The sequence below is a fragment of the Kribbella sp. genome (assembly GCF_035655035.1).
Classification (GTDB): domain Bacteria; phylum Actinomycetota; class Actinomycetes; order Propionibacteriales; family Kribbellaceae; genus Kribbella.
The window spans coordinates 1-11,041 of sequence record NZ_DASRVN010000248.1 but is presented as its reverse complement, the minus strand read 5'-3'; the positions used below and the strand labels follow the sequence as shown (position 1 = coordinate 11,041).

The window sequence follows — 11,041 nt, the reverse complement described above, 5'->3', positions numbered from 1 at the left end:
GTACCCGTCGTAGATCTCGCGCTGGCTCTCCACCGGCCGCAATCCCTCGACCACGTGCAACCGGATCCCGGTCGGCAGGAACGTGTCGGCCACCGCGAGCCGGTCCGCCACGCCCTCCCGCGCGAACTGCCGTCCGATTGTTGACAATCCTCTTGTCGACAGGTCGACCAGAGGCTCCCCGTTCTCGAGCGCGGGGATGCAGGTGATCCGTTCGTCGCTCAGCAGTACGGTCATCCGCGCGCCATCGCCGTCCGGATCAGCGTGTCGACGACCTCCGCGTACGACAGCCCGGCGGCCGCCCACATCCGCGGGAACTGTGAGGCTGGCGTGAACCCGGGAAACGTGTTGATCTCGTTCACCACCGGCTCCCCGTCGACCGGTACGAAGAAGTCCACCCGCGCCAGCCCCGCGCAGCCGAGCACCTCGAAGACCTCGATCGCCGTACGCCGTAACCGCGCGGCCAGCGCGGTGTCGATCGGTGCCGGTACGACGAACCGGGTGGCACCGCTGTCGTACTTCGCGGCGGCGTTGAAGAACGGCTGCTCCGGGTCCGGGTGGATCTCCAGCGCTGGCGCGGTGTCGACCCGGCCGTCCGGAAACTCCAGTACCGCAAGGTCGATCTCGCGGCCGACCATCTCCCTCTCGACCAGCACGTCAGGTGCGGCGTCGGCGACCGCGCTCAGCAACAACGGCAAGTCGGTCGCGCGGGTCACGCCGAAGCTCGAGCCACCGTTCGCGGGTTTCACGAACAACGGGTAGTCCAGCCCGGCCACCTTCAGTTTCTGCAGCATCGTCTCGGTGTCGGTCAGTTCGGTCCCGCGCAGCGCCACGCCCGGCGTGACCGGGATACCGTGCGCCGTCAGCACCGCCTTGGTCAGGTGCTTGTCCAGCCCCACGGCGCTGGCCGCGACACCGCTGCCGACGTACGGAATCCCCAGCTGTTCGAAGAATCCCTGCAGCCGGCCGTCCTCGCCGCCTTCGCCGTGCAGCGCGGGGATCGTGACATCGCAGGCCTGCAGGATCTCGATCGCCTCGTGCTGCCCGTCCCTCCAGTTGCCTGAGGCATCGATCACGAGCGGGATCGCCGTGTGGCCGAGCAGATCGACCGCTTTCGCGATCCCCTTGCCGCTGGCCAGCGACACCCGGTGCTCCGGGCTCGCGCCGCCCATCACGATCGCGACCTTCATCGCGTACCTTCCTCGTAACGTCGGGGGATCCGGCTGCCGATGCCGCAGTAGATCTCGTGCGGGATGGTGCCCGCCCAGTCGGCCCACTCCGCCGCGGTCGGTTCTCCGCCGGTGCCGGGTCCGAAGATCGTCACCGGTGCGCCCGGTTCGACCGGGAGCTCACCCGCGTCGACGACGAACTGGTCCATCGCGATCCGCCCGATCACGGGCATCCGGACGCCGTGGCACAGCACGCTCGCCCGCCGCGCGGCGACCCGCGGGACGCCGTCGGCGTACCCGATCGGGACCAGGCCGATCGTGGTGTCCCGCTCGGCGACGAAGTCGTGCCCGTACGAAACCCCTTCACCTGCGCGGATCCGGCGTATCTGAGCCAGCTTGCTCTCCACCCGCATCGCGGGCCGCAATCCGATGCCGAGCTCGTCGATGCCGTACAGCCCGGCGCCGATCCGGACCAGGTCCGTGTCCGGCGCGTCGAGTGTGACCGCGCCGGCCGAGCTGGCCAGGTGTACGACGCTCGGCCGCAACCCGGCCCGGCGTGCGAGACCCACCCCGGCCCGCAGGAGCTGCAACTGCCGCGTGCTCTGCACGGCGTCGGCGGAACTGCCGTGCGACAGGTGCGACCAGATCCCGCGGACCGTGACGGCGCCGAGCGCCTCGTAGTGCGCCGCCGTTCGGGTGAGTTCGATCCACTGGTCGGGCGCGCTCCCGGCCCGGTGGAGTCCGGTGTCCAGCTTCAAATGCACATAGTGGACAGAGGGTGTGGAAACGACACGTTGAAGCTCTGCCACTGTGGAAACGCTGACGTCGACATCGCCGAGCAGCATGAGTTCGGCGGCGTCGTACAGCCAGGTCAGGATCGGTACCCGCAACCCGGCCGCGCGCAGCTGCAGCGCCTCGTCGGCGTGCGCGACGCCGAGCCAGGTCGCCCCGGCCTCGACCGCGGCCCGGGCGACCGGCACCGCGCCGTGGCCGAAGGCATCGGCCTTGACCACCGCCATCAGCTGTTGCGGAACACGTTTTCGGAAACGGCGCACATTCTCCCGGACGGCGGACAGGTCGACGACCGCCTCCGCCAGTCCGGCGATCCCACGAGTTTCCGGGCGGTGGTGGGACTGGACCAGGTACATGCGGATCATTGTTGTTTCCGGCAACGATCCGGATCATCGGAGTGCGGACGGATGTCTGCCGCCGTCGGCTACGACCCTGGTATGACGAAGCTCATCCCGGTGAATGAATTCGCCCGGTACGCCGAACTTTTCGCCCATACTGGTCCGGTGGAAGCCACCGATCACCTGAAGGACTCGCTGACGGCCGCGATCGCGCTGGCGAACACCTTCGGATCGACGATGCGGCAAGGCCGTCCGGCTCGTGCCGCCGACGCCGCCGCGGTGGACGCCGTACTGCGGCTGACCACCAGGCAACCGCCGGCCGTCGATCCCAGCGATTACGGGGCCGGCGCGAAAACGCTCTACGACGCGCTCGACAGCCTGCCGGACGTCGACGCGGCCGCCGTCCTCGTGAACCGGCTGCTCCAGCAGACCAAGGCCGCACCGCAGCTGACCCGCGCGGTCGGGGAGCCGTGGCACCTGCACTTCGGCAACCCGGACGGTGCGGCCGGCTGGCTGGCCGAGTTCGCGACGGCCGTCGCGATGCTGCTCGGAAGTGACGAGCTGGAACGGGTACTGCGCTGTTCGGCGGCGCGCTGCGACGACCTGTTCCTGGACTCGACGCGCAACCGCACCCAGCGGTTCTGCTCAACCGCCTGTCAGAACCGGACCAAGGTCGCCGCGCACCGGGCCAAGTCGAGCACCTGACGCCGTCACCATCGTCGCCTCGGCCGTCCAGCCGAGTTTCCGGTACAGGTGGAAGCCGTCGATGGTCGCCATCAGTAGACCGGTCCGCGCGCCGTGTTCGACCGCGCGCCGGGCCAGGGCGCCCATCACCACGCTGCCGAGTCCGCGCCGCCGGTGCGCCGGGTCGGTCTGGATGTCATGCATCACGACGTCGGCGCCGACGACCGCCGACATACCGTGTGCCGCGACCCCGCCGTCCGGCGTCAGTAGCCGCACAGAGCCGAGGACGCCGTCAGCCATCTCCTCGAGTAGATAGAGGTCGGTGGCCGGCTGCGGATGCCGCTGCAGCTCGATCGACATCAGGATCTTCTGCTCCTCGAACGGCCGTGCGCCCGCGGCCAGCAGTTGCCCCGCGACCCGGTCACCGGCCTGCGTGGTCACCGTCAACCAGGTGTCCTCCATCAGCGACAACGCCAGGCGTTCCACGGTCGCCGGCTCGTCGGTGCGGGTGAACAGCTCGCGGTCCCGCCCCGGCAGCCGCAGTACAGCGGCGTACGCGTCGGAGTACTCGATCACCGGCTCCAGGCCGCGGCACCGCCGCCAGCCCTCAAGCCATCGCCTCATCATGGCGACGAGTGTAACTGACTATCGATAAATAGGCAGTTACGAGATGCCGAGGACGAAGGTCTGGATCGCGACCACCGCGGCGCCCCGGGCCCATTCGCTGAAGTCGGCCGGCTGCCGCACCATCGGCAGTTCGGCGGCCGACGGGTGCCGGTCCGCGTGCAGGCCGGCCAGCAGGTCCTCGTGCGCGACCTCGGCGAGCCGGACGCCCTCGCCGCCGAGCACGACCAGCTCGGGCATGGTGAAGTTCGCGGCCGCCGCGATCAGCTTGCCGAGCGCCCGGCCCGCGCGCCCGACCACCTCGCGGGCGGCCGGATCGCCCTTGGCCGCGAGGTCGAGTGCCTCGTCGTACCCGACGGTCCGGCCCAGCGCCGTACCGAGCTGGCCGGTGATCGCGCCGACGGTCAGCAGGCTGAGCGCGCAGCCGCGATGACCGCGGTCGCAGAGCGGGCCGTCGGGGAGCAGCGGGTAGTGCCCGATCAGGCCGAGCGTGACGTCGGGGCTGTCCACCACCCGATTGTGGACGACCAGTCCGTACCCGACGCCGGCGCCGACGGTGACCAGGATGAAGCGGTCCGAGTTCCGGCCGGCGCCGAACCAGTGGGTGGCCTCGGTCAGCGAGGTCAGGTCGTTGGCGAGCACGATCGGGACGGCGGTGTGCGCGGCCAGGATCTCGCCGAACGGTACGTCGACCCAGTTCAGGTACGGCCCCCAGCGGACCTCGGAGCGGTTCGCGACCCGGCCGCCGATCGAGACACCGAGCCCGGTGAGCGGGCGGCCACCGGGGACCTGGAGCTGCAGCTCGTCGGTGATCTCGAGCACCAGATCCGCGACCGCCGACGGGGTCTGGTCGGCGATCGGGCGCTCGACGATGGCCAGTACGTCGGCACGCAGCGTGGTCAGTACGCCGATCGCGGAGTCGCCGGTGAGCTTGATCCCGGCGAAGTGGTGCGCGTTCGCGTCCAGGTCGAGCGGTTGCGACGGGCGGCCGACCCGGGCGTCGGTGGGACCGGCCTCGACCTCGACGAGCAGCCCGGACTCCACCATGGGCTTCGTGAGTCGGGTCAGGCTGCCGGGTGAGAGTCCGACGCGGCGGGAGAGTTCGGCGCGCGACAGCGGCCCGTCGAGCAGGATCTCCAGCGCCACCTGCCGCGACGGCCCCGCCAGCGGTCGCCACTCACCCATTGCGTCAGACTAGCGCCGCAGACCGACCCGCCGAGCTCCAGCAGGCAAGAACCCTCACTTCCCTCGAGCAGGAAACAACCCTCGCTCCGCTCGGGGTGGTAGAGGGACGCCGGTTGGCGAGGGATGCCGTGCGGTGAGGGATGCCGTGCGGTGAGGGACGCCGTGCGGTGAGGGACGCCGTGCGGTGAGGGACGCCGGGTGGTGGAGGGATGCGGCGGGGGGGGTGGCGGTTGTGACGCCGGGACGTGACCCGGTCCGCAGTACTGGCCGCACAAGTCCCGGCGTCAAGATCACCTCGCATTATGCAACGGTTTGCCGCCCACCGCTGGTGGACAACGGTGTCAGATCCTCGTCAGTGCGGGAGTTTGCGCGTATCGATCAACTGCTGTGCGACGTCGCGCAGTTTGGTGTTGGTGTCCTGCGAGTACCGCTTGAGGATCGCGAACGCCCGGTCGCCGTCCACGTCGAAGCGTTCCATCAGGATCCCCATCGCCTGGCCGACCAGCTTCCGCGCGTCGACCGCCTGCGCCATCGTCTCCTCGTGCCGCGCCGACGCCACCGCGACCGACGCGTGCTGCGCGAGCACGTACGCGATCGCCTCGTCGTCGGCGGTGAACGCGCCCGGCTCGGCGCCGTACAGCCCGAGCACCCCGACCGTGTGTCGCGGCGCGTCACCGGTCGCCAACGGTACGTCGAGCACGCTCCGGATCCCCGGCGCCTGCGCCCCGAGCTCCGGCCACCGCTCGTCGGCCGTGGTGTCGCGGATCAGGACCGCCGTACGCTCCCGCAGAGCCGTGATCAGCGGACCACTGTCCGTGGCGATCTGCTGGTCGTAGAACGCGGTCACCACCGGATCGGTCACCGCGGCGATCTCGGCCTGCGAACCACGGGTGTACAGGGCGACACCGGCGTACGTGCAGTTCAGCGCCTGCTGGGCGAACTGCACCACCGCATCGATCGTCTCCTCGACACCAGGCGCATCGTGCAGCTCGATCGCCAACCGGGCGAACGTATCCGCCGAGGTGGCGAGATCGGGCTCAGTCACTGGAATCTCCAGGGCATGGACTGCAGTCGGGCACGCACATCATGCAGCCCAGCCCCCGAAGAGTGTTAGCCGACCCAAGAAAGAACGCCCGCCGCTTACAGTGTGGGTATGGCGGACGTGGCTGGTCTGTTGGGTGGGCGGACCGACTGGCGGCGGGAGATCGCGGCGCCGTTGCGGTCGTTCTTGCGGACCGAGGCGGGAAGCTCGGGGGTGCTGGCGGCAGCGATCGTCGTCGCCCTGGTCTGGGCGAACGTGGCGCCCGGGACGTACGACGACTTCTGGCGGACCGACCTGTCGATCGGGCTGGGGCATCGCGAGCTGGGGCTGAATCTGCGGGAGTGGATCAACAGCGGGCTGATGACGCTGTTCTTCCTGGTGGTGGGACTGGAGGCGCGGCGGGAGTTCGACCTCGGGGACCTGCGGGAGCGGAGCCGGTTCGTGCTGCCGATGCTCGCGGGGGTCGCCGGGATGGTGGCGCCGGTGCTGATCTACACGGCGTTCAACGGCGGCGGGCCGGGAGCGCACGGGTGGGGTGTGGCGATGTCGACGGACACCGCGCTCGCGCTCGGGCTGCTCGCGCTGGTCGGCCGCGGCGTACCGGATCGGGTGCGGGTGTTCCTGCTGACCGTGTTCGTGGTGGACGATCTGCTCGCGCTGGTGGTGATCGCGGTCGTGTACAGCTCGGACGTCCGGTTGATGCCGCTCGTCCTGGCCGTCGTCGCCTTCGCGCTCGTGGTCGTGCTCGCCCTGCTGCATGTCCGCAAACCTTGGGTGTACGTCGTGCTCGGCGTACTCATGTGGGCCGCCCTCCTGAAGAGCGGTGTCGACCCGGTCGTCGCCGGGCTCGCGATCGGGCTGACCGCGCCGGCGTACTCGCCCGGCCGTGAGGAGCTCGAGGAGGCGACCGGCCTGTTCCGGCTGTTCCGGGAGCAGCCGACGCCGGAGCTCGCGCGCTCCGCGACCGTCGGCCTGACCACGACGATCTCGCCGAACGAACGCCTGCAGTTCCTCTACCACCCGTGGACCAGCTACCTGATCGTCCCGCTGTTCGGGCTCGCGAACGCCGGTGTCACGATCGACGCGGGCTTCCTCGGCCGCGCGTTCAGCTCGCCGATCACGCTCGGCATCCTGCTCGGGTACGTCGTCGGCAAGCCGATCGCGGTGACCGGGATCTCCTGGCTGCTCGAACGGGTCACCGGCGGCCGGGTCCGCCCCGGGGTCGGCTGGGCCTCGGTCCTCGGCAGCGGCACGATCGCCGGCATCGGCTTCACGGTCTCGTTGCTGATCGCAACGATCGCGTTCGACGGTACGCAGCTCGCCGAGGCCAAGGTAGGCCTGCTGTCCGCGGTGATCGTGGCGTCCGCGCTCACCTGGGTGGTGTTCCGGTCCGCCAAGCTGCTGTCGCCGCCGAAGAAGGCGCTGGCGCTGCTCGGCGACGCGGAGCAGCTCGTCGACCTGACCGACCCGGTCGATCCGGAGCGGGACCACATCCGCGGACCGGAGGAGGCGTCGGTGACGCTGGTCGAGTACGGCGACTTCGAGTGTCCGTACTGCGGGCGCGCGGAACCGATCGTCCGCGACGTCCTGCAGGACGACGACCTGCGCTTCGTCTGGCGGCACCTGCCGCTGTCCGACGTACACCCGCGGGCGCAGATCGCGGCGGAGTTCGCGGAGGCCGCCGCCGCGCAGGGCGCGTTCTGGGAGATGCACGACCTGCTGCTCGCGAACCAGGAGAACCTGCAGCCGAAGGACCTGCTGGGCTACGCGGAACAGCTCGGTCTGGACACCGATCGGTTGCACGACGAGGTGAAGCGGCACGTGGCTGCCGCGCGGGTGGCGCAGGACGTGGAGTCCGCGGACACCAGCGGCGTCTCCGGTACGCCGACTTTCTTCGTCAACGGGCAGCGCCACTACGGGGCGTACGACGTGGAGACGCTCAAGCAGGCGATCAAGGTGGCCCGTGCGCGGTCGAAGATCCGTCGCGGCTGAATCTTGATGCACCAGGGCATTCCTGCCACTGTCGCCGTACGGCGGCATCGCCGAGGCTTGGCGCATGACCAAGCACATCGATCAGGCCGCCGTCGCACACTTCGCCGGACGGCTCGCGTACGAAACTGACCCTGCGGACGTTGCCGCGGACATCGGTGCCGGCGTGACCGGCTGGGTGCTGATCGACAGCCGCAGCCAGGAGAGCTGGGACCAGGGCCACGTACCGGGCGCGATCCACCTGCCGCACCGCGAGATCACCGAGCGTACGGCGGCCGGCGTCGTACCGGAGGGGGCCACCGTGGTGACGTACTGCTGGGGTCCCGGATGCAACGCCGCGACGCGGGCGGCGCTGGCGTTCGCGCGGCTCGGGTATCCGGTGAAGGAGATGATCGGCGGGTACGAGTACTGGGTGCGCGAAGGCGGTCCGATCGAGACCGCGGACGGCGTCGAACGGCGCGCGTCCGACCCGCTCACCGCGCCCCGCGGCGTCGCGTGTGCGTGCTGAAACCCCTGCGAATGTTGAGGTTTGACAAGGATTGAACACGCCGTGCTGAAAGGCTGACTCTCCGTACGTTAGGCTCGGGCGAACCCTGACGTGAGGAGACCGCGTGACCGATCAGCCGACGTACGGCGGCGGGCCGGTCGCGTACGGAATCGACACCAGGACTCCGACGGTCGCCCGGGTCTACGACTACTTCCTCGGCGGCAAGGACAACTACGAGGCCGACCGGGAGCTGTACCGGCAGATCGTGGAGGTCGCGCCGGAGGCGCCGGAGTGGGCGCGGGCGAACCGGCGCTGGCTCAAGCAGGTCGTCACCTGGCTGGCCGAGGATGCCGGCGTACGGCGCTTCATCGACGCCGGCTCCGGGCTGCCGACCGCCGAGAACACCCACCAGATCGCCCAGGGCGTGAACGTGGAGAGCGTGGTCGTGTACGTCGACAACGACCCGTCGGTGGTCGCGCACGGGCGGGCGCTGCTGCTGGACAACAACCGAACGCACTTCGTCGCCGCGGACCTGACCAAGCCGGCCGAGGTGCTGGCCGAGCCGCCGATCGCGGACCTGCTGGCCGCCGGCGAGCCGGTCGCGCTGGTGATGGCGCTGATGCTGCACCACCTCGCGGACCACGACGAGACGCTGGCGATCGCCCGGCAGTACGTCGACGCGCTGCCGCCGGGGTCCTTCCTGGCGATCACGCACGCGTGCAAGCCGGGCGACGGCGGCGCCGTCGACGTACTGGTGAGCGAGCTGCAGGAGAAGGTCAAGGACGCGTTCCCGACGCTGGCGTTCCGGTCGGTGGAGCAGATCTCGGCGCTGTTCGGCGGGATGGAGATCCTCGATCCGGGCGTCGTCCGGCTGGTCGACTGGCACGTGCCGGACGGGCGCGTCGACGAGGAGCCGGAGCCTGACGTCCGGGACGTGATCTACGGCGGCCTCGCCCGGAAGCGCTGAGAGCTACGGTTAACGCCCGGCCAGGTAGTCGGCGTTGCCGCGGATCGCGGCCTCGTAGCGCTTGATCTCGGCGGAGTCGACCTTGTCGGCGATCACCAGCAGCAGCGTGGCCAGCGCCTTGTCCTGGTGGCCGGCCGCCTGCAGCGTGAGCGCCTTGAACACCCGCAGCGAGTCCGATTCCGGGTACTCCGCGCACGCCTTCTTGAACAGGGCAAGCGACTCGTCGAAGCGGCCGAGGTTCCGCAATGTGCTGCCGTACTGCAGCAGGCACTTGCGGCGGGTCTCGCCGGTCAGTCCGGGGAGCGCGCGCTCGTAGTACCCGACCGCGGTCTCCTCCTGCCCGGCGGTGTCGTACGACCCGCCGACCTCGTAGAGCACGTACGGGTTACCCGGGTGCTCGCCGAGCAGCTTCTCGAAGAACGCGATCGTCGGGCCCATGTTCGCCCGGTCCCGCCGCGCGAACCCTTCCTGGATCGTCGCGGCGAGTTCCGGAGTCAGTTCGGTTGTTGTCACACCACCATCATGCCGCGCGCCGGACGGATGTTCTGGTTCAGGTGGAACACGTTTTCCGGGTCGTACGCCGTCTTCAGCGCGACCAGCCGCTCCAGCTTCGCGGGCGGGAACGCGCGCTGGATCGGGTCGTCGTTCAACGTGTTCACGTACGTCCCGCTCGCGTACGGTTCCAGCGTCGCGGCGTACCCGCGCAGCGTGCTGATCCGGTCCTCGTCCTCGGCCGGGTCCTCCCAGCGCGTCGCGGTGACGAACTCGAACAGCGTGTCCCGGTGGCTGAAGGCCGCGTCGCCGTCCGGTACCTCGGCGATCGCCCCGCCGTACGCCTGCAGGCTCGCCCCGACACCCGGGTTGTCCACCAGCGCGCGGATCGCGTCGTCCGGCAGCGACGTGAAGTAGTGACCCTTCCAGTACCGGCGGAACCGGTGCCCCTGCACGTTGTCGTCCCGAGTCTGCAGCTGCAGGTACGTCGTCTCCTCGACCAGCTCGTCCGTGACCGGTCCGAGCGCCCGGAACGCCGGCAACAGCTCGTCCCCGCCCTCGCCGACCCACACGTACCCGACCGTCACGGAGTCGGCCGCGATGCTCGCGGTGAACGTCGCCTCCCGCGGCGCGGTGGCGTTCAGCTCCCGCCATCCCCGCAGTACGTCGACCCCGGCCGCGGTCGGGTAGGTGAACTCGACGATCAGCGCGCGCGTCCCGATCTCGTGCAGCCGGAACTCGAACGACGTCACGATCCCGAAGTTCCCACCGCCGCCGCGCAGGCCCCAGTACAGCTCGGCGTTCTCGTCCGCGCTCGCGGTCACGACCGAGCCGTCCGCGGTCACGACCTCGTAGGAGACGACGTTGTCGCAGGCCAGCCCGAACTTCCGGGCCAGCCAGCCCATCCCGCCGCCGAGCGTCAGCCCGCCGACCCCGGTGTGCGAGACGTTGCCGGCCGTCGTCGCCAGCCCGTACTCCTGCGCGGCCCGGTCCAGTTCGCCCAGCAGCGCACCGCCCTGTACCGATGCTCGCTTGGCGACCGGGTCCACCCGGACCGCGTTCATCGGCGTCAGGTCGATCATCAGCCCACCGTCCGGTACGGCGAGTCCGGCGATGTTGTGCCCGCCGCAGCGCACCGCGATCTCCAGGCCCTGGGCCCGGCCGTACCGGACCGCTTCGGCCACCTCGGCGGTGGTCGAGCAGCGCGCGACGACCGCCGGCCGCCGGTCGATCATCGCGTTCCACACGGTCCGCGCCTCGTCGTACCCGGCGTCC

General features: G+C 70.2%; 11 protein-coding genes and 1 pseudogene. 4 read left to right on the top strand and 8 right to left on the bottom strand.

Translation table 11 applies throughout. The features are described from left to right. From VFF46_RS14425 to alr, 3 genes and pseudogenes are all read right to left on the bottom strand, one after another. Positions 1-234: pseudogene (locus tag VFF46_RS14425) on the bottom strand (dipeptidase); the annotation flags it as partial. Further along, positions 231-1,187, bottom strand: a complete 957-nt coding sequence (locus tag VFF46_RS14420; protein ID WP_325037622.1) for a D-alanine--D-alanine ligase family protein — start codon at positions 1,185-1,187, stop codon at positions 231-233. The pseudogene VFF46_RS14425 and the gene VFF46_RS14420, both read right to left, overlap by 4 nt. After that, the gene (gene alr / locus VFF46_RS14415; protein WP_325037621.1) at positions 1,184-2,314 is read right to left on the bottom strand and encodes an alanine racemase; all 1,131 of its coding nucleotides are present in this window, start codon (positions 2,312-2,314) and stop codon (positions 1,184-1,186) included. The genes VFF46_RS14420 and alr overlap by 4 nt, the downstream gene beginning before the upstream one ends. A gap of 81 nt (positions 2,315-2,395) precedes the next feature. Here alr and VFF46_RS14410 point away from each other — a divergent pair, with 81 nt between their 5' ends. Next, the gene (locus VFF46_RS14410; protein ID WP_325037620.1) at positions 2,396-3,001 is read left to right on the top strand and encodes a CGNR zinc finger domain-containing protein; all 606 of its coding nucleotides are present in this window, start codon (positions 2,396-2,398) and stop codon (positions 2,999-3,001) included. Here the strand turns inward: VFF46_RS14410 and VFF46_RS14405 are convergent. The 3 genes from VFF46_RS14405 to VFF46_RS14395 form a co-directional block, all read right to left on the bottom strand. Continuing rightward, positions 2,942-3,607, bottom strand: a complete 666-nt coding sequence (locus VFF46_RS14405) for a GNAT family N-acetyltransferase (RefSeq protein WP_325037619.1) — start codon at positions 3,605-3,607, stop codon at positions 2,942-2,944. The two genes, VFF46_RS14410 and VFF46_RS14405, sit on opposite strands and share 60 nt — an antisense overlap. A 36-nt stretch (positions 3,608-3,643) precedes the next feature. Further along, positions 3,644-4,789: an ROK family transcriptional regulator gene (locus tag VFF46_RS14400; RefSeq protein WP_325037618.1), complete on the bottom strand. Its 1,146-nt coding sequence runs from the start codon at positions 4,787-4,789 to the stop codon at positions 3,644-3,646. 352 nt (positions 4,790-5,141) lie between these two features. Next, a complete protein-coding gene (locus VFF46_RS14395; protein WP_325037617.1) occupies positions 5,142-5,834 on the bottom strand; it encodes a GAF and ANTAR domain-containing protein in 693 nt (230 codons plus the stop codon). Positions 5,835-5,942: 108 nt separating this feature from the next. Here VFF46_RS14395 and nhaA point away from each other — a divergent pair, with 108 nt between their 5' ends. The 3 genes from nhaA (at position 5,943) to VFF46_RS14380 (ending at position 9,274) form a co-directional block, all read left to right on the top strand. Then, complete coding sequence (nhaA, locus tag VFF46_RS14390; protein WP_325037616.1) at positions 5,943-7,823, top strand: Na+/H+ antiporter NhaA; 1,881 nt, start codon at positions 5,943-5,945, stop codon at positions 7,821-7,823. 64 nt (positions 7,824-7,887) lie between these two features. Further along, positions 7,888-8,328 carry a rhodanese-like domain-containing protein gene (locus tag VFF46_RS14385; protein WP_325037615.1) on the top strand — a complete coding sequence of 147 codons (441 nt, stop codon included), beginning with the start codon at positions 7,888-7,890 and terminating at the stop codon, positions 8,326-8,328. Between the two features lie 103 nt (positions 8,329-8,431). Then, positions 8,432-9,274, top strand: coding sequence for an SAM-dependent methyltransferase (locus tag VFF46_RS14380; protein ID WP_325037614.1), 843 nt, complete (start codon positions 8,432-8,434; stop codon positions 9,272-9,274). A gap of 9 nt (positions 9,275-9,283) precedes the next feature. On the opposite strand, the gene VFF46_RS14375 is transcribed toward VFF46_RS14380, so the two are convergent. Both VFF46_RS14375 and VFF46_RS14370 read right to left on the bottom strand, forming a co-directional pair. Continuing rightward, the gene (locus VFF46_RS14375; protein WP_325037613.1) at positions 9,284-9,787 is read right to left on the bottom strand and encodes a tetratricopeptide repeat protein; all 504 of its coding nucleotides are present in this window, start codon (positions 9,785-9,787) and stop codon (positions 9,284-9,286) included. Continuing rightward, positions 9,784-11,041 (bottom strand): FAD-binding oxidoreductase (locus VFF46_RS14370; protein WP_325037612.1); only part of this gene is annotated, 1,258 nt, incomplete at its 5' end. The genes VFF46_RS14375 and VFF46_RS14370, both read right to left, overlap by 4 nt.